This window comes from Pseudonocardia halophobica, from assembly GCF_027922425.1.
Taxonomy (GTDB): Bacteria; Actinomycetota; Actinomycetes; order Mycobacteriales; family Pseudonocardiaceae; genus Pseudonocardia; species Pseudonocardia halophobica.
In genome coordinates, this window is the sequence record NZ_BSFQ01000003.1 from 248,169 (window position 1) to 265,093 (window position 16,925).

At 73.1% G+C, this 16,925-nt stretch carries 19 protein-coding genes; 11 read left to right on the plus strand and 8 right to left on the minus strand.

Translation table 11 applies throughout. The features are described 5' to 3' along the window. The first annotated feature begins 96 nt into the window (after positions 1-96). The 4 genes from PKE99_RS05605 (at position 97) to PKE99_RS05620 (ending at position 2,031) form a co-directional block, all read left to right on the plus strand. Positions 97-306, plus strand: a complete 210-nt coding sequence (locus PKE99_RS05605) for a DUF4177 domain-containing protein (RefSeq protein ID WP_037043441.1) — start codon at positions 97-99, stop codon at positions 304-306. Continuing rightward, a complete protein-coding gene (locus tag PKE99_RS05610; RefSeq protein ID WP_037043439.1) occupies positions 303-734 on the plus strand; it encodes a VOC family protein in 432 nt (143 codons plus the stop codon). Before PKE99_RS05605 ends, PKE99_RS05610 begins: the two co-directional genes overlap by 4 nt. A 14-nt stretch (positions 735-748) precedes the next feature. Next, complete coding sequence (locus PKE99_RS05615; protein WP_037043437.1) at positions 749-1,174, plus strand: MmcQ/YjbR family DNA-binding protein; 426 nt, start codon at positions 749-751, stop codon at positions 1,172-1,174. Positions 1,175-1,260: 86 nt separating this feature from the next. Beyond that, a complete protein-coding gene (locus PKE99_RS05620) occupies positions 1,261-2,031 on the plus strand; it encodes an enoyl-CoA hydratase-related protein (protein ID WP_037043919.1) in 771 nt (256 codons plus the stop codon). A gap of 3 nt (positions 2,032-2,034) precedes the next feature. On the opposite strand, the gene PKE99_RS05625 is transcribed toward PKE99_RS05620, so the two are convergent. After that, complete coding sequence (locus PKE99_RS05625; RefSeq protein WP_037043435.1) at positions 2,035-2,625, minus strand: TIGR03086 family metal-binding protein; 591 nt, start codon at positions 2,623-2,625, stop codon at positions 2,035-2,037. A 65-nt stretch (positions 2,626-2,690) separates the two neighbouring features. On the opposite strand from PKE99_RS05625, the gene PKE99_RS05630 reads away from it, so the two are divergent. Further along, a complete protein-coding gene (locus PKE99_RS05630; RefSeq protein WP_051737134.1) occupies positions 2,691-3,590 on the plus strand; it encodes a Sir2 family NAD-dependent protein deacetylase in 900 nt (299 codons plus the stop codon). On the opposite strand, the gene PKE99_RS05635 is transcribed toward PKE99_RS05630, so the two are convergent. Beyond that, on the minus strand, positions 3,591-3,773 hold the full coding sequence (locus PKE99_RS05635) for a hypothetical protein (protein ID WP_037043434.1): 183 nt from the start codon (positions 3,771-3,773) through the stop codon (positions 3,591-3,593). It abuts the gene before it with no gap. Positions 3,774-3,816: 43 nt separating this feature from the next. On the opposite strand from PKE99_RS05635, the gene PKE99_RS05640 reads away from it, so the two are divergent. Continuing rightward, complete coding sequence (locus PKE99_RS05640; RefSeq protein ID WP_037043433.1) at positions 3,817-4,782, plus strand: zinc-binding dehydrogenase; 966 nt, start codon at positions 3,817-3,819, stop codon at positions 4,780-4,782. Between the two features lie 123 nt (positions 4,783-4,905). Then, the gene (locus PKE99_RS05645; protein WP_037043431.1) at positions 4,906-5,340 is read left to right on the plus strand and encodes a MarR family winged helix-turn-helix transcriptional regulator; all 435 of its coding nucleotides are present in this window, start codon (positions 4,906-4,908) and stop codon (positions 5,338-5,340) included. A 97-nt stretch (positions 5,341-5,437) separates the two neighbouring features. Here the strand turns inward: PKE99_RS05645 and lepA are convergent, their stop codons facing one another. After that, complete coding sequence (lepA, locus tag PKE99_RS05650) at positions 5,438-7,279, minus strand: translation elongation factor 4 (RefSeq protein ID WP_037043430.1); 1,842 nt, start codon at positions 7,277-7,279, stop codon at positions 5,438-5,440. Between the two features lie 117 nt (positions 7,280-7,396). Between lepA and PKE99_RS05655 the strand changes: the two genes are divergently transcribed. Next, positions 7,397-8,335, plus strand: a complete 939-nt coding sequence (locus tag PKE99_RS05655) for a hypothetical protein (protein WP_051737133.1) — start codon at positions 7,397-7,399, stop codon at positions 8,333-8,335. A gap of 57 nt (positions 8,336-8,392) precedes the next feature. Here the strand turns inward: PKE99_RS05655 and PKE99_RS05660 are convergent, their stop codons facing one another. Then, complete coding sequence (locus PKE99_RS05660) at positions 8,393-8,995, minus strand: maleylpyruvate isomerase N-terminal domain-containing protein (RefSeq protein ID WP_037043429.1); 603 nt, start codon at positions 8,993-8,995, stop codon at positions 8,393-8,395. A gap of 91 nt (positions 8,996-9,086) precedes the next feature. Here PKE99_RS05660 and PKE99_RS05665 point away from each other — a divergent pair, with 91 nt between their 5' ends. Further along, positions 9,087-10,160: a glycosyltransferase family 9 protein gene (locus tag PKE99_RS05665; protein WP_037043428.1), complete on the plus strand. Its 1,074-nt coding sequence runs from the start codon at positions 9,087-9,089 to the stop codon at positions 10,158-10,160. Positions 10,161-10,241: 81 nt separating this feature from the next. Here PKE99_RS05665 and PKE99_RS05670 read toward each other — a convergent pair whose 3' ends face one another. Then, entirely contained in the window at positions 10,242-10,994 is a 753-nt protein-coding gene (locus PKE99_RS05670) for an alpha/beta fold hydrolase (protein ID WP_037043426.1), read from the minus strand. 169 nt (positions 10,995-11,163) lie between these two features. Here PKE99_RS05670 and PKE99_RS05675 point away from each other — a divergent pair, with 169 nt between their 5' ends. Further along, complete coding sequence (locus PKE99_RS05675; RefSeq protein ID WP_037043424.1) at positions 11,164-12,600, plus strand: MDR family MFS transporter; 1,437 nt, start codon at positions 11,164-11,166, stop codon at positions 12,598-12,600. 63 nt (positions 12,601-12,663) lie between these two features. On the opposite strand, the gene PKE99_RS05680 is transcribed toward PKE99_RS05675, so the two are convergent. From PKE99_RS05680 to PKE99_RS05690, 3 genes are read right to left on the minus strand one after another with little or no spacing between them, the layout of a single operon-like run. After that, positions 12,664-13,506, minus strand: a complete 843-nt coding sequence (locus tag PKE99_RS05680; RefSeq protein WP_037043423.1) for a transglutaminase family protein — start codon at positions 13,504-13,506, stop codon at positions 12,664-12,666. Positions 13,507-13,508: 2 nt separating this feature from the next. Then, positions 13,509-14,453, minus strand: a complete 945-nt coding sequence (locus PKE99_RS05685) for an alpha-E domain-containing protein (RefSeq protein WP_037043422.1) — start codon at positions 14,451-14,453, stop codon at positions 13,509-13,511. Beyond that, on the minus strand, positions 14,453-16,108 hold the full coding sequence (locus tag PKE99_RS05690) for a circularly permuted type 2 ATP-grasp protein (protein ID WP_231498149.1): 1,656 nt from the start codon (positions 16,106-16,108) through the stop codon (positions 14,453-14,455). Before PKE99_RS05690 ends, PKE99_RS05685 begins: the two co-directional genes overlap by 1 nt. A gap of 408 nt (positions 16,109-16,516) precedes the next feature. On the opposite strand from PKE99_RS05690, the gene rpsT reads away from it, so the two are divergent. Next, complete coding sequence (gene rpsT / locus PKE99_RS05695) at positions 16,517-16,783, plus strand: 30S ribosomal protein S20 (protein ID WP_037043419.1); 267 nt, start codon at positions 16,517-16,519, stop codon at positions 16,781-16,783. Positions 16,784-16,925 lie beyond the last annotated feature (142 nt).

The following is a 16,925-nucleotide window of genomic DNA, read 5'->3' on the forward strand; positions in this document are numbered from 1 at the left end:
CGACCTCGGCGTCGGCGGGCGTCGGCTCCATCATGGCCGCCGGTCGAGTGTCCGTGAATCCTCCGGTCGCGCCCCACCGCTGGCATGCTCGGATGCATGGCACGGCGATTCGAGTACAAGGTGATCCAACTCCGCGAGGGCCTGATCGGCGGGAAGCTGTCCGGGGACAAGCTGGAGAAGATCCTCAACGGCGAGGCCGGCGACGGCTGGCAGCTCAAGACCATCACCAGCGCGGACGTGAAGGGGCGGCTCGGCCCCGGCGGCGTCGAGGGCCTGCTGGTCACCTTCGAGCGGCCGGTGGCATGACGGGCACGACCGTTCGCCCGCCCTTCCACCTCGCGATCCCGGTCGACGACATCGACGCCGCCCGGCGCTTCTACGGCGAGCTCCTCGGCTTCCCGCGCGGCCGCTCCGCCGAGGCCTGGACGGACTGGGACGTGCACGGCCACCAGGTCGTCACGCACCTCGTCCCGGGACACCGCGGCGTCGCCGGCCGCAACCCCGTCGACGGGCACGAGGTCCCGGTCCCGCACTTCGGCGTGGTCCTGCCGGTGCCCGAGTTCACCGCCCTGGCCGAGCGGGTGCGGGCCGCGGGCGTGGAGTTCGTGATCGAGCCGTACGTCCGGTTCGCCGGCGAGCCGGGCGAGCAGCACACGATGTTCTTCCTCGACCCGGCCGGCAACGCCCTGGAGTTCAAGGCGTTCGCGGACCTGGACCAGCTGTTCGCGGTCTGACAGCATCTCCGGCCGTGGTCGACGACCGGCCGGCACGGGTCGAGGACGTGCACGCGCTCGCCGCCGGGATGCCGCACGTCACGCGCGTCGCCGGCACCGGCGGCAACGCGGTGTACCAGGTGGGCGGCAAGTCGTTCGTCTTCTTCCGCACACCGCGGCCCGACGCCGTCGACCCGGACACCGGCGAACGCTACGACGACGTGATCGTCTTCTGGGTCCTCGGCGACGAGGACAAGGCCGCGATGGTCCAGGACCCGGGCTCGCCCTTCTTCACCACGCCACACTTCAACGGCCACCCGTCGGTGCTCATCCGCGCCTCGCGCCTGCACGAGATCGGCCGCGACGAGCTCGCCGAGGTGGTGCAGGACGCGTGGCTGTCCCGCGCCTCGGCGAAGCGCGCGCGGGACTGGCTCGCCGCCCACGGGACCGCCGACGCCTGAACCGGTGTGCACGCGGGCGCCTCCGCCGACGAGATGCCGGACGAGGAGTGCGCCCGACCGGTGCGGGCTCGGTAGGGTCCGTGACCGTGAGCGAACTCGTCCACCGCGACACCGCCGACGGCGTCGCGACGATCACCCTCGACTCCCCCGCCAACCGCAACGCGCTCTCCGCGCAGCTGCGCCGCGAGCTGATCGCCCAGCTCGACGCCGCGATCGGCGACGACGAGGCGCGGGTGATCGTGCTGACCCACACCGGCACCGTGTTCTGCGCCGGCATGGACCTCAAGGAGTCCCGGGGGCGCAGCGCCGAGCAGCAGGGGGTCACCGAGGTCCCGCGGATCCTCGAGACGATCTGGACCTCGCCCACCCCCGTCGTCGCCCGGCTCACCGGCCCGGCCCGCGCCGGCGGGGTCGGCCTGGTCGCCGCCTGCGACATCGCCGTGGCCGCGGACACCGCCACCTTCGCCTTCACCGAGGTCCGGCTCGGCGTGGTGCCCGCGGTCATCTCGGTGACCGTGCTCCCCCGGCTGCTGCCGCGCGCCGCCCACGAGCTCTTCCTCACCGGGGAGACCTTCGACGCCGCCCGCGCCGCCTCGATCGGGCTGCTCAACCGCGCGGTGCCCGCCGACGAGGTCGACGCCGAGGTCGCCCGGTACGTCGACATGCTCCGGCTCGGCGCTCCCGGTGCGCTCGCGGGTGTGAAGGAGCTGCTGCGCCGCGAGCGCCCGAGCTCCATGTCCGCGGAATTCGCGCAGATGAACGCGCTGTCCGCGGACTACTTCGCGGGTGAGGAGGGCCAGGAGGGCATCCGCGCCTTCGGCGAGAAGCGCAGGCCCAGCTGGGTCACCCCCGGCTGAGGGTCACGGCCGCCAGGCCGGGTCCCTCCCGCTCACCCCGAGCGCCCGGTCCAGTGCGGGCGCCGCGGGGTCGACGGGCACCTCGGCGCCGATCCACCCGGCCTCGCGACCCATCGACGCCATGCCGCTCATCGCCTCCAGCGCGGCGTCGCCGAGTGCTGGGGACACGCTGAACGGCTGCCCGGTGGCCACGGCGAGGTCCCACGCGTGCACCACGAACTCGCCGGTCATCATCGCGCCGATCGCGGCGGCGGGCATCGGCCCGCCGCCCAGGTGCGACTCGCCCTCCCACACGCGCGGGTCGGCCCAGGCCGCGGCGGCCGCGGCGCCCTCCTTCTCCGCCGCGGCGGCCCACTCCGGCTCGGGCAGGTCGCGCAGGAACGGCGCCCGCGAGTCGGCCGTCCACGACTCCGGCCAGGGCTCGCGGGTCGCCGAGTGGTGGGCCAGCAGGAAGCCGAACGCGAGGTGGTTCACCAGGTCGGCGACGGTGTAGTCGGAGCATGGGGTCGGGTCGGCGTACCGGCCGGCCGCGGCGCCGCGGATCGTCGCGACGGCGAGGTCGACGGCGTCGGTGAACAGCGTCTGATCGGTCATGACCCCCAGCCTCGTCGGCCCCGAGCGCCGCGCATTGCACATTCGCGCCACGTACCCTGGAGATCGTGCAGAACGCCCTGGCCGCGCCCCTCGACGAGGCGCTCGACCTGCTCGCCGGGCGCCCGCTCGTCGCCCTGACCGGGGCCGGGCTCTCCACCGACTCCGGCATCCCGGACTACCGCGGACCGGGCTCGCCGCTGCGCCGCCCGATGACCTACGGCGAGTTCGTGTCGGGCCCCGCGGCGCAGCGCCGGTACTGGGCGCGCAGCCACGTCGGGTGGGCCCGGATGCGCCGGGCCGTGCCGAACCCCGGGCACCTCGCCCTCGCCGACCTGGAGCGCCGCGGCGTGCTCCGCGGCCTGATCACGCAGAACGTCGACGGCCTGCACGGCGAGGCCGGCCACCGCGAGCTGATCGACCTGCACGGCCGGATCGCGGACGTCGTCTGCCTGGCCTGCCGGGAGATCAGCTCGCGCGCCGTGCTGCAGGAGCGGTTCGAGGCGGCCAACCCCGGCTTCGCCGACTCGGTCGGCCCCGAGATCGAGACCGCGCCCGACGGCGACGTCCTCCTCGAGCGGACCGAGGGATTCCGGCTGGTCGGCTGCGCCACGTGCGGCGGGCCGCTCAAGCCCGACGTCGTGTTCTTCGGGGAGAACGTGCCGAAGGAGCGGGTGGTCCGCGCCTACGCGATGGTCGACGCGCTGCGGACCGCGGGCGGCGCGCTCCTGGTCGCCGGCTCCTCGCTGACCGTCATGTCCGGCCTGCGGTTCGTGAAGCACGCCGCGAAGCACGACGTGCCGGTGGTCATCGTGAACCGGGGCGAGACCCGCGGCGACCCGCTCGCCGCCCTGCGCGTCGACGCGGGCTGTTCCGAGGTGCTCTCCGCGCTGGCCGGCGCGTGCGGCGCCGCGGGGGTGGAGGTGCGGGACACCCCGATCCCGGAGTGGCGGGACCTGGCCCCCTGATCAGGGTCGTCTGCGGCGCGCCAGGGCGTCGGTCACCACACCGGCGGCCCGGTCCAGCAGCCCCGCGACGGCCCAGCACAGCGGCAGCACCACCACGATCGCCAGCCCGACCTGCAGCGGGAACGCGAGCTGCGTCAGCCACAGCTCCACTGCGTCCCACCAGTCCGCGATCGCCCTCGCCACGGTTCACACGGTAGCGCCGGGTCCGGCGGGTTAGGTTCTGGGCATGTTCGCCGTCTACGCCGCTGAGCCCAACGCCGACGCTCCGCTCGACTCGCTGACCGTCGGCGAGCGCCCCGACCCCGAGGTCCCCGAGGGCTGGGTGAAGGTGCGGGTCACCGCCGCCAGCCTCAACATGCACGACCTCTGGACGCTCCGGGGCGTCGGCATCAAGCCCGAGCAGTTCCCGATGATCCTCGGCTGCGACGGCGCCGGCACCCTCGAGGACGGCACCGAGGTCGTCCTGCACTCGATCATCGGCGACCCGACGTGGAGCGGCGACGAGACGCTCGACCCCAAGCGCACGCTCCTCACCGAGAAGCACCAGGGCGCGATGGCCGACTACATCGCGGTCCCGAAGCGCAACGCCGTCCCCAAGCCCGACGGCATCACCGCGAGCCAGGCCGCCGTCATGGGCACCGCGTGGCTGACCGCCTACCGGATGCTGTTCACGAAGTCCGGCCTGCACCCCGGGCAGACGATGCTCGTGCAGGGCGCGTCCGGCGGCGTCTCGACGGCGCTCGTCCAGCTCGGTCGCGCGGCCGGGATGACGGTCTGGGTGACCGGACGCACGGAGGACAAGCGCAACCTCGCCGAGAAGCTCGGGGCGCACGCCGTCTTCGAGTCCGGCGCGAAGCTGCCCGGGAAGGTCGACGCCGTGTTCGAGTCGGTCGGCGAGGCCACCTGGAAGCACTCCATGCGCGCCCTGCGGCCCGGCGGCGCGATCATCTGCTGCGGGTCGACGAGCGGGCCCAACCCGGGCGCCGACCTGCAGCGCCTGTTCTTCCTCCAGCTCCGCGTGGAGGGCTCGACGATGGGCACGCGGCAGGAGCTGGCGGACCTGCTGAGCTTCGTCGCCAACGCCGGCATCACCCCGGAGATCGGCCTCGAACTGCCCCTCGACCGGGCCGAGGAAGGCTTCCGCGCCATGCTGGACGGGGACACAGCGGGCAAGATCGTGTTCACGCACTGACACCGGCAACGTTGCTGTCGCGGTCTTCTCCTCGCGAACTGCGGCAATCGGGCCGCACAGCAAGTACAGTCGGTCATCGTGCCTGAGCCACTTAGTCCCACGGCGCCGGGGCACGGTCGGACCATGACCGTCCCGGCGCCGCGCGTCCCCGGTCTCGTCGAGCTCCTCGACCGGGTCGAGCGCGCCGTCGCGGCGTCGCTCACCCCGGCCACCTCGGCGCAGGGCGTCAGCCGCGACGGCTGGCGGGTCCTGCTGATGCTCGCCCGCGGCGGAGGCCGCAGCATGGGTGAGATCGCCTCGCACACCGCGCTCCCGGCCCCCACCGCGACCCGCGTCGTCGACCGCCTCGTCGCCGACGGGCACGCCTACCGGCAGAACGACCCGGTGGACCGAAGACGGGTGCTGGTGCATCTCGCCGCGGGCGGCCGCGAGGTCGTGGAGCGCGTGTGCGGGAGCATCGAGCGTCGGGTGGGCACCGCACTCGGCGCCGTCCGGACCCCGGAACGCGTGCAGCTCGCCCGCCTCCTCGACGACCTGGCGAACCCCGACCCCGAGTAGAGCTCCCCCAGCGACCTCGAGCTCCCCGGCTCCCCCCGTACCCGGCTCAGCAGCGCCGCCGGGCCCCCTCGGTCCCTGCGCCGAGACCTGCTTGCGGCTACTTCTTCGCCTTGTCCGCGGTGGACTCGGTGGACAGCGCCGCCACGAAGGCCTCCTGCGGCACGTCGACCCGACCGATGGTCTTCATGCGCTTCTTGCCCTCCTTCTGCTTCTCCAGCAGCTTGCGCTTGCGGCTGATGTCACCGCCGTAGCACTTCGCGAGGACGTCCTTGCGGATCGCGCGGATCGTCTCGCGCGCGATGATGCGCGACCCCACCGCCGCCTGGATCGGCACCTCGAACTGCTGGCGCGGGATCAGCTCGCGCAGCTTCGTGGCCATCGTGGTGCCGTAGGAGTACGCCGCGTCCTTGTGCACGATCGCGGAGAAGGCGTCGACCGGCTCGCCCTGCAGCAGGATGTCCACCTTGACCAGGTCGGAGACCTGCTCGCCCGCCTCCTCGTAGTCGAGGCTGGCGTAGCCGCGGGTGCGGGACTTCAGCGCGTCGAAGAAGTCGAAGATGATCTCGGCGAGCGGCATCGTGTACCGCAGCTCGACGCGGGTCTCGGACAGGTAGTCCATGCCACCGAGCTGGCCGCGCCGGCTCTGGCAGAGCTCCATGATCGCGCCGATGAACTCCGACGGCGCCAGGATCGTGACCTTGACGATCGGCTCGTGGATCTCGGCGACCTTGCCCGTGGGCCAGTCCGACGGGTTGGTCACGGTCATCTCGGTGCCGTCGTCCGTGAACACCTGGTACACGACGTTCGGTGCGGTGGAGATGAGGTCCAGGTCGAACTCGCGCTCCAGCCGCTCCCGGGTGATCTCGAGGTGCAGCAGGCCGAGGAAGCCGCAGCGGAAGCCGAAGCCCAGCGCGGCCGAGGTCTCCGGCTCGTAGGTGAGCGCGGCGTCGTTGAGCTGCAGCTTGTCCAGCGCCTCGCGGAGGTCCGGGTACTGCGAGCCGTCCACCGGGTAGAGGCCGGAGTAGACCATCGGGCGGGGCTCGCGGTAGCCGGTGAGCGGCTCGGTGGCGCCGCGCCGCTGGGAGGTGACGGTGTCGCCGACCTTCGACTGCCGGACGTCCTTCACCCCGGTGATCAGGTAGCCCACCTCGCCGACGCCGAGGCCCTCGGTGGCCTTGGGCTCCGGGGAGACGATCCCGACCTCGAGCAGCTCGTGGGTGGCGCCGGTGGACATCATCTTGATCCGCTCGCGCGGGACGATCTTCCCGTCGACGACCCGGATGTAGGTGACGACGCCGCGGTAGGTGTCGTACACGGAGTCGAAGATCATCGCGCGGGCCGGGGCGTCGGAGTCGCCGACGGGCGCGGGGATCTGCTTCACGCACTCGTCGAGCAGCGCCTCGACGCCCATGCCCGTCTTCGCGCTGACCCGCAGCACGTCCTCCGGCTCGCAGCCGACGATGTGCGCGATCTCGGCCGCGTAGCGGTCCGGGTCCGCCGCGGGCAGGTCGATCTTGTTGAGGACCGGGATGATCGTCAGGTCCTTCTCGAGCGCCAGGTAGAGGTTCGCCAGCGTCTGCGCCTCGATGCCCTGCGCGGCGTCGACCAGCAGGATCGCGCCCTCGCACGCCTCCAGCGCCCGCGAGACCTCGTAGGTGAAGTCGACGTGGCCGGGGGTGTCGATCAGGTGCAGGACGTGGTCGGTGCCGTCGACGGTCCACGGCAGCCGGACGTTCTGCGCCTTGATCGTGATGCCGCGCTCGCGCTCGATGTCCATGCGGTCCAGGTACTGCGCCCGCATGGCGCGCTCCTCGACCACACCCGTGATCTGCAGCATCCGGTCGGCCAGCGTCGACTTGCCGTGGTCGATGTGGGCGATGATGCAGAAGTTCCGGATGCGCTCCGGCGGGGTGAACGTGCGGTCGGCGTACGTCGTCACTCAGACATCCATTCCGGTACGGGGTCACCTCCATCGTCCCACGTCGTCCGATCGGGCCGCGCAGGCCCGCGCACGTGTGGGACGGACCACCGTCGGGTATCCGCCGCCATGGATTCCGTGAGCACCGGTACCCCCTCGTCGTCCGGCGCCCCGGCCGGCTCCGCCCCGACCGGGCCCGGACCGGACCCCGCCGCCGACCCCACGACCCGGGAGTTCCCGCGGACCCACGGGACGGCCGGGCCGGGCGAGTGGGTCGGACGGACCGTGCGCGGGCGGTCGGGTAACACGGTCGGGAAGCTCACGAGCGTCGTCGACGGGCCGGACGGCACTCCGTGGGGCGTCGTGCAGCCCCGGCTCGGCGGCGCCCGCACCATCCCCCTGAGCGGCGCCGCACCCGACGACCGCGGGATCACCGTGCCGATCGACCGGCGCACGTTGCGCAGCGCCCCCGCGCGCCGCGAACCCGACGCCGACCTGGCCCAGCACTACACCAGCCGCGGTGCGCTCACCGCCGCCCACGAGTACCAGCACGAGCGGTTCGGCGGGCTGAAGATCGGGTCGGCCTTCTTCGGCTGGCTCGTCGCCGTGGGCCTGACCGTGCTCCTCGGCGCGCTCGCCTCGCTCGTCGTCCGGCTCGCCGGGGTGTCGCCGGACATGAGCGGCGGGCCCGGGCAAGACCCGCGGATGCTCGGCGTCGCCGGCGGGATCGTCGCGGTCGTGGTGATGCTGCTGGCCTACTACGCGGGCGGCTACGTCGCCGGCCGCCTCGCCCGGTTCGACGGCGCCCGCAACGGCGTCGCGGTGTGGGCGATGGGCCTGGTCGTCACGGTCGCCCTGTCGATCGCCTCGGCGGTCACCGGCACCACGGACAGCCTGTTCGCCGCGCTGCGCGTGCCCGGCGTCGCGATCTCCGGCGAGTCGCTGACCCTGTCCGGCGTGATCGCGCTGCTGATCGCGGCGGTCGTCGCACTCATCGGCGCGGTCGTCGGCGGTAAGGCCGGCGAGCGCTACCACCGCCGGGTGGACCGCGCGGCCGAGACCGCGCTCACCCCCTGAAAGACCTGCTCAGCAGGGGTCGTGGGTGGCCGGTGACCCTCTAGGGGCAGTCGGCACTCACGGGGTCGTGGGGCTGTTGCCGTCCCACTCCTCGAGCGGGGCGCAGTGCCACCGCCAGTTCTCCAGCCGCGGCCGCGCGCCCAGGGGCGCGCGGCCGTTGGCCCAGCGCAGGGTGGGCCAGGAGCGTTCGTCGTGCGGCGCCCACGGGAACAGCCGGCGGACGACGCGGGCGGCGAGGTGCGCGTCGGGCTCGAAGGCGAGGCCCAGCCCGCGGGCGGCGTCGTCGGTGTGCACCAGCAGCTCGTCGCAGGCCATCGCGGCGAACCCCGACGGATCGGCGGCACCGTCCGGGTGGAAGCCGCGGACGTCGTCGTCGCAGGCGTCGATCGTCGCGGCCAGCACGAACGCCCCCGTCCGCACGGCCGCCACCAGGGTCGTCGGGGGCCGGTCGGCGTGCACCCGCAGCTCCACGACGTCGACCTCGGCCGGCCCGCCCGCCAGGTCCACCGCGTAGAAGTGCAGCACCCGCGCGACGTGCGCGACGACCTCGGACACCGTCATGTCCAGCGTGCCCGCCCGCGCCGACCAGTCCCGCTGCAGCGCGCCGCCGAGCAGGCCGGTGCAGGCGGCGGCCGCGGTCCGCACGTCGTCGCTGCGCACCCGTCCACGGTAGGAGGCCCGACGCCCCCGCGACACCCGCGCCACCCGGGCGGGGGTGTGTGCCGGCCGCGGGAGCGGGCATCCCTCCGCCGTGCCCGATCATGGTCTGCTCCCCGGGGTGCGGCGGATCGCCGTGCTCCGCGCCAACGGCCTCGGTGACTCCCTCGTCGCCCAGCCCGCGCTCGCGGCCCTGCGCGCCGCCTACCCCGACGCCTCGATCACGCTCGCGACCTCCGCGCCGGTCGTCGAGCTGCTGCGCGGGCGTCCGTTCCCGGTCGACGAGGTGCTGGAGGCCCCGCGGGTCTCCGGTGTGCGCGGGGAGGTCGGCGGGCCGCCCGACGACGCACCCGAGGTCGTCGAGGAGTTCTGCGCGGCGATGCGGGCCCGGGAGTTCGACCTCGCGGTGCAGCTGCACGGCGGCGGCGGCAACGCCAACCCGCTGCTGCTGCGCTTCGGCGCCCGGGTGACGGCGGGCAGCCGCGCGGAGGACGCCCTCGCGCTGACCCGGACCATTCCCTGGACCTCCTTCCAGCACGACGTGATGCGCTGGCTCGAGGTCGTCGACCTCGTCGGGGCGCGGCCCGTCACGCTGCGCCCGGAGCTCGCGGTCACCGACGCGGACCGCGCCGCCGCCGACGCCGCCCTGCCGGCCCTCCACGGCCCGCTGGTCGTGCTGCACCCGGGCGCGACCGACATCAGCCGCCGGTGGCCGCCCGAGCGGCTCGGCGAGGTCGGCCGCGCGCTCGCGGAGCAGCGCGGCGCCTGCGTCGCCGTGATCGGCGGGAAGTCCGACCTGGAGCTCGGCGAGCAGGTCCGGGCCGGGCTCGGCGACGCGCCCGTCGTGGACCTCGTCGGCACGCTCGACCTGAACGGGCTGGTGGGTGTGCTCGAGCGGGCGGACCTGGTGGTGGGCAACGACTCCGGGCCGCGGCACATCGCCGAGGCCGTCGGCACCCCGACCGTCGGCGTGTTCACCCGGGCCAACCTCGTCGACGTCAGCCCGCTGTTCCGTGCGCGGCACCGGGTGGTCGTCGACTGGGAGAGCCGCTGCGCGGTGTGCGGCGACCCGTACCTCGGCCGCAGCTGCGGGCACGAGGCCACGGTGCTCGCGGGGGTCGAGGTCCCCGAGGTCCTCGACGCCGCGCTCGCCCTGCTGCCGGCTTAGTTCTCAGGCCTCCAGCGGTTCTCAGGCCTCCAGCGCCCTGCAGGGCGAGGCCGTCGACCAGCGCCGCGACGCGCGTGGTGCTCAGACCTCCGCCCAGAACCGGTTCAGCACTGCGGCACCACGCTCGGGGTCCTGCGTCATCCACCAGTGCCCGAGCCCGGCGAGCACCTCGACGCGGGCACCGGCGCGGGCGGCCGACCGGTGCCGCTGCTCCTCGGTGCCGACCATGTGGTCCTCGCTCGGCACGAGCGCGAGCCCGGGCCGCGCGGCCGCCTCCTCCAGGTCCTTGCCCAGCTCCGCCATGACCGGCTGCGCCGCGGAGCGGTAGAGGCGCAGGATCGAGTCGGCCATCGGCTCGTCGAACGCGGCCGCGATCCGCTCGGCCACGGGCGCCGCCATCCCGAACCCGGTCAGCCGCTCGGCGCGCGCGAGCGGACCGGCGGCGAGCATGCCCGCGACCGTCTGCTCACCCACGCCCGGCTGCTGCCACGCCTGCGCAAGCTCGTGCCACACGTAGTCCGGGTCGAAGATGCCGACGACATCGGACACCCAGCTGCGCAGCAGGTCCGGCCGGGCCGTCGCGACGTTCACCACGTGGCCGCCGCCCCAGTCGTGCCCCACGAGGTCGACCGGGCCCTCGGCCGCCGTGATCGGCTCGAGCTCCCGGATCAGCCAGTCCCGGTACTCGAGCACGGTCGCGCCGAAGCCCTCCGGGACGGGCGCGCCGAACCCGGGCGGGGCGAGCCGGACCACGGGCCCGCGATCCAGGTGCGGGACGAGCAGGTCCCACACCTCGGGCGTCTCGGGGTTGCCGTGCACCAGGACGACGGTCATGGGGGCACCCTACGAGCCCCCACCGACAGTTGCGGGGCAATCGGCCGCCCAGGTGTCCGTACGGGTGTCCGCGCACCGCGAAACCGCGTGGCCGATGACCTTCGGGCCCGGATAGCGTCAGTACGTACGTGAGATCCACGTACGCCGTCCCCCGATCGGAGAACCCCGCATGACCGCGCCCGACGCACCCCCCAGTTCCGTCGAGGTGCCCCGGTCGGCGTCGACGGTCGTCTGGCTGCTGGTGGGCTCCGCCTTCGTCATGATCCTCAACGAGACGATCATGAGCGTCGCGCTGCCCGTCCTGGTCACCGACCTCGGGATCACGGTCGGCACGGCCCAGTGGCTGACCTCGGGCTTCCTGCTCACGATGTCGGTGGTCATCCCGATCACCGGCTTCCTCCTGCAGCGCCTCACCCCGCGCACCGTCTTCCTCGCCTCGATGTCGCTCTTCAGCCTGGGGACCCTGATCTCGGCGCTCGCGCCCGGCTTCGGCGTGCTCATGACGGGGCGGGTCGTCCAGGCGCTCGGCACCGCCGTGATGATCCCGCTGTTGATGACCACGGTGATCCGGCTCGTCCCGGCGGAGCGCCGCGGCGCGACGATGGGCACGATCACGGTGGTCATCGCCGTCGCGCCGGCCGTCGGCCCGACGATCTCCGGCGTGATCCTGTCCACACTGGGCTGGCGGTGGATGTTCATCGTCATCCTGCCGATCGCGCTGCTGGCGCTGGCCGCCGGCGCCACCTGGCTGCGGCTCGACAGCGAGACCCGGAGGATCCCGCTGGACTGGCCGTCCGTCGTGCTGTCGGCGCTGGCCTTCGGCGGGCTCGTGTTCGGGCTCTCCAGCATCGGTGAGTCCGCGCGCGGCGAGGCGCTGCTGCCGCCGTGGGCGCCCACGCTGATCGGGCTGGTCGCGCTCGCCGTGTTCGTGTTCCGGCAGCTCCGGCTGCAGCGGGAGGGGCGCGCGCTGCTCGACCTGCGCCCGCTCGGCTTCCGGCCGTTCGCGGTGTCGCTGGTGCTGGTCGTGCTCGGCATGATGGCGCTGTTCGGCGTGCTGATCCTGCTGCCGCTCTACCTGCAGGACGTGCTCGGCGTCTCCGCGTTCGTGACCGGGCTGGCGGTGCTGCCCGGCGGCCTGGTGATGGGTCTGCTCGGCCCCTTCGTCGGCCGGCTCTACGACCGCGTCGGCGCCCGCCCGCTCGTCATCCCCGGCACCGCGGTGCTGGCGCTGTCGCTGTGGGGCTTCACGACCGTGGGTGCCTCGACCCCGGTCCCGATCCTGATCGGCATGCACGTCCTGCTCGTGATCGGGCTGTCGTTCATGTTCACCCCGCTCATGACGGACGCGCTGGGCCGGCTGCCGGGCGAGCTCGACTCGCACGGCAGCGCGATCCTCGCCACGCTGCAGCAGGTCGCGGGCGCGGCGGGCACGGCGCTGTTCGTCACGCTCATGGTCGTGTTCGCGGCCACGCCGGGCGTCGCGGCCGACGTCCCCGGCGCCCGCGCGGCGTTCCTCTGCGCCGCGGTGATCGCGACGGTCGCCCTGCCGGTCTCGCTGCTCGTCGGCGGGAAGAAGCAGGTCGCGGAGGCCCCCGCGGCCGCCTGACGCGTCCCGGCGAACGGCGCTCCCGCTCATGGCTGATGAGAGCGAGGGCGCCGTTCGTGCGTCTCAGGCCAGGCGCGTCATGTGCACCGAGACGTCGAGCGCCTCGGCGGTACCGCCGGAGTAGATGCCCTTGAGCGGGGAGACGTCGGCGTAGTCGCGGCCGACGGCGACCCACACGTGCCGGTGCCCGATCGGGATGCCGTTGGTCGGGTCGAAGCCCCACCAGCCGCCGGTGCGCGCCTCGATCCACGCGTGCGACTGCCCGGACACCGTCTCGCCCACCGCGACCTCCTGGCGCGGCAGCAGGTACCCCGAGACGTACCGGGCCGGGATCCCCATCTCGCGCAACAGGACCAGGGTGAGGTGCGCGTAGTCCTGGCAGACCCCCTTGCCCGCCTGCCAGGCCTCGGTGGCCGAGGTGTGCACGCCCGTCGTCCCCGCCTGGTAGGTCATGGTGTCGCGGACCCGCTCGCAGGCGGCGAGCACGGCGTCGACGGGGTCCTTGCCGCGCTTGAGGTTCTTCGCGATCCGGGCCAGCTCCGCGTCCCGCCCGACGTACTCGGTGAACTCGAGCATCTCGGTGTACCGGTCGCGCACGGCCTCCGATGCCAGGTCCTCCCAGCTCGCCTCGCGGACCGGCTCGCCGGCGTCGCCCGTCTCGACCACCGAGGTGCCGGTGACCAGCAGCTCCTTGTGCGGCGCGTGCAGGTCGAACGCCGTGACCTGGGTGCCCCAGTAGTCCTCGTACCGGTACGCGCGGGTCGCCGGCACCGTCTCGACGCGGCTGACGATCACGTTCTGGTGGGTGTCGCTGCGCGGGGTCAGCCGCACCTCGTTGTAGGTCTCGTGCACCGGCGAGCTGTACTTGTAGCCCGTCTCGTGCACCACGCGGATGCGCCAGCCCATCCTCAGACCACCTCCGGCGCGGTCCACGCGACCCAGGGGGCGGCGTGGAAGAACTGCAGCGAGACGGCCTCGCCGACCTTCTGGATCGTCTCCTGCAGGGACAGGAGCTGGGCGGGCAGGTCGTCGAGCAGCTCCTCGGGGCGGAGGAACTCCAGCTCGCTGCGCGCCCGGCCGAGCAGCCGCAGCGCCTCGGCCTTCGCCCCGACCCGTGCCGTCGGCCGCTGGTCCAGCTGCTGCAGGCAGGTCTCGGCCTCGCGCAGCGAGTAGAAGACCGACCGCGGGAAGAGCCGGTCCATCAGCATGAACTGCGCGACCCGCACGGCGTCGACGGCGCCGCGGTAGGTGCGCAGGTAGGTGTCCTGGGCGCCCGCCGAGCGCAGCACCGACAGCCAGCCCGGCGAGCTCATCCGGTCCGACACGCGGGACAGCAGCAGCCGCACCACCATGTCGACCCGCTCGACCGAGCGGCCGAGCAGGTAGAAGCGCCACGAGTCGTCCCGGCTCATCGTGGAGGCGGCCAGCCCGGAGAACATCGCCGCCCGGTCCTCGATGTAGCTGAAGAAGGCGTGCGGCCCCACCCAGCGCGCGTACCGCTGCCGCTCGGGCAGGGCGTTCCAGGTGGCGTTGAGGCACTCGAACATCTCCGACGACACGACCTCGCGCGCGCCGCGGGCGTTCTCCCGGGCGCTGGAGATCGACGAGACGATCGAGCCGAGGGTCGCGGTGGAGTAGGCGAGCACCTCGGTGAGCGAGAAGGCGTCGAGCGGCTCGTCCGTGCCGGGGTCGACGCCCATGACACCGAGAAGCCGGCGGGCGACCGCGTCGACGTCGATCGTGGCGTCCTCGAGAAGCTGGTGGACCGAGACGTCGAGGATTCGCGCGGTGTCGTCGGCGCGCTCGACGTAGCGGCCGATCCAGTACAGCGACTCGGCGTTGCGGGCGAGCATCAGCCCATCACCTGCTCCTGGCGCATCCCGCCGAGCTCCTGGACCTGGCGGCCCTGCTGCTGTCGCTGCTGCTGCTGCTGCTGTTGCTGTTGTTGCTGCTGGCCGAGGGTCAGCTCGGGGCCCTGCTCGGCGGCGGGACCGCGGGCCGGGGCGGACGACGCGATCCCGCGCTCCCCCAGCTCCCGTTCGGCCTCGCTCGACCGACTCGCCGCCAGCACCCAGGTGTCCTTCGAGCCGCCGCCCTGGCTGGAGTTCACCACGAGGCTGCCCTTCGGCAGGGCGACCCGGGTGAGGCCGCCGGGCAGCACGAAGACGTCCTCGCCGTCGTTGACCGCGAAGGGCCGCAGGTCGACGTGCCGCGGCACCAGCCGGTCGTCGACCTTCGTCGGGACCGTGGACAGCTGCACGACGGGCTGGGCGATCCAGCCGCGGGGGTCGTCCCGGATCGCCTTGCGCGCCTTCTGCAGCTCCTTGGCCGTGGCGTTCGGGCCGAAGAGGATGCCGTAGCCGCCCGAGCCCTCGACCGGCTTGAGCACCAGCTCGTCGAGCCGGTCGAGGACGTGCCCGCGCTCCTCGTCCAGCCAGCACCGGAAGGTCGTGACGTTCGGGATGACGGGCTTCTCGTCGAGGTAGTACTTGATCATCTGCGGGACGTAGGTGTAGACGAGCTTGTCGTCGCCCACGCCGTTGCCCACCGCATTGGCGATCACCACGTTGCCCGCGCGGGCGGCGTTCATGATCCCCGCGACGCCCAGCACGCTCGTCGGCGTGAACTGAAGGGGGTCGAGGAAGTCGTCGTCGATCCGGCGGTACACGACGTCGACCTGCTGCTCACCCTCGGTGGTGCGCATGTAGAGGACGTTGTCGCGGCAGAACAGGTCCCGGCCCTCGACGAGCTCGACGCCCATCTGCCGGGCCAGCAGCGAGTGCTCGAAGTAGGCGGAGTTGTAGACGCCCGGGGTCAGCACGACGACCGTCGGGTCGGCGACGTTGGGCGCCGCGGCCGCGCGCAGCGCGTGCAGCAGATGGGTCGAGTAGTCGGCGACCGCGCGGACCCGCTGGCGCGTGAACAGGTCGGGGAAGACCCGCGCCATGGTGCGCCGGTTCTCCATCACGTAGGACACGCCGGAGGGGTTGCGGAGGTTGTCCTCCAGCACCCGGAACGTGCCCTCCTGGTCGCGGACGAGGTCGATGCCGGCGACGTGGATGCGCACCCCGTTGGGCGGGTTGAGCAGGTGCGCGGCCCGCTTGAAGTGCTCGCAGCTGGTGATCAGCCGGCGCGGGAGCACGCCGTCGCGGACGATCTGGGCGTCGTTGTAGACGTCGGCGAGGAAGGCCTCGAGGGCCTTCACCCGCTGCACGATCCCGCGCTGCAGCCGGCTCCACTCGCTCGCACTGATCACCCGCGGCACGATGTCCAGCGGGAACGGGCGCTCCTTGCCCGAGAGGCTGAACGTGATGCCCTGGTCCATGTACGCCCGGTCGAGCGCCTCCGAGCGCGCCGCCAGGTCGGCGGCGGCCGTCGGCGCGATCGCGTCGTGCAGGTGCCGGTACGGGGCGCGGACGCTGCCGTCGGCGTTGAACATCTCGTCGAACGCGTCGGGGTGGGGCCGGTCCGGCTCCAGGTACCCGTCGAACAGCGCGGAGCCGGTCACCCGGCCGGCCCCGTTCGTCCCCGCACCGGCTGCGGCAGCGGTCCCGTCGTCCTGTGCGGGTTTCCCGCCCGCCCGTGCTGGTCTGCGGTCCACTGCTCGGCTCACGGGGGTCATCTTGACCGTTTCGCCTGGCCGGAGCCAGACGGAGCGATGCTACGTCCGCGTTACGGACACGACCGGCCGGGTCCGTCGCGGAGCGCCGCGTTCCGCCCGCCGAGAGGGTCCTCGCTGTGCGATCCTGGCTCCGTGGGCCCGCGGAGCGCGGGCCCGTGCAGGGCCGTCCGCGCCGGGTTGTAGCATGGACGACCGAGTGCTCGGCGTGCTCGCTCGCATCGGTGGAGAACCGGTCGGGGTCGCCAGAGCCCCCCGATACGTACCCAGCACCAGGAAGACTCGAGGCACACCAGCGTGGCGAACATCAAGTCCCAGATCAAGCGGGTCAAGACCAACGAGAAGCGCCGTCAGCGCAACAAGTCGGTCAAGTCGTCGGTCAAGACCGCGATCCGCAAGTTCCGCGAGGCCGCCGAGGCCGGCGAGACCGAGAAGGCCGTCGAGCTGCAGCGCGCCGCCGCTCGCGCCCTGGACAAGGCCGCCAGCAAGGGCGTCATCCACAAGAACCAGGCCGCCAACCGCAAGTCGGCCATCGCCAAGCGCATCACCAAGATCGGCGCGTGAGTCCTCGGGCGCGGTCGCGCGCCCGGTGAAGCTCCCGGGTCTTTCCGGTCGAGCGTTCCGTCGACGGCACTGCCCTTTCCCGTGGGGCAGTGCCGTCGACGCGTTCTCAGGTGGTGGCGCGGCCGGTTCGTACTCCTGGTGC

Bases quoted from the DNA above. Each gene is read 5' to 3' on its own strand.
- PKE99_RS05640 (WP_037043433.1), top strand. From the start codon at position 3,817: ATGTTCGCCGTCTACGCCGCTGAGCCCAACGCCGACGCTCCGCTCGAC.
- PKE99_RS05625 (WP_037043435.1), bottom strand. From the start codon at position 2,625: ATGACCGATCAGACGCTGTTCACCGACGCCGTCGACCTCGCCGTCGCG.
- PKE99_RS05685 (WP_037043422.1), bottom strand. From the start codon at position 14,453: ATGCTCGCCCGCAACGCCGAGTCGCTGTACTGGATCGGCCGCTACGTC.
- PKE99_RS05610 (WP_037043439.1), top strand. From the start codon at position 303: ATGACGGGCACGACCGTTCGCCCGCCCTTCCACCTCGCGATCCCGGTC.
- PKE99_RS05645 (WP_037043431.1), top strand. From the start codon at position 4,906: ATGACCGTCCCGGCGCCGCGCGTCCCCGGTCTCGTCGAGCTCCTCGAC.
- PKE99_RS05605 (WP_037043441.1), top strand. From the start codon at position 97: ATGGCACGGCGATTCGAGTACAAGGTGATCCAACTCCGCGAGGGCCTG.
- PKE99_RS05675 (WP_037043424.1), top strand. From the start codon at position 11,164: ATGACCGCGCCCGACGCACCCCCCAGTTCCGTCGAGGTGCCCCGGTCG.
- PKE99_RS05680 (WP_037043423.1), bottom strand. From the start codon at position 13,506: ATGGGCTGGCGCATCCGCGTGGTGCACGAGACGGGCTACAAGTACAGC.
- PKE99_RS05670 (WP_037043426.1), bottom strand. From the start codon at position 10,994: ATGACCGTCGTCCTGGTGCACGGCAACCCCGAGACGCCCGAGGTGTGG.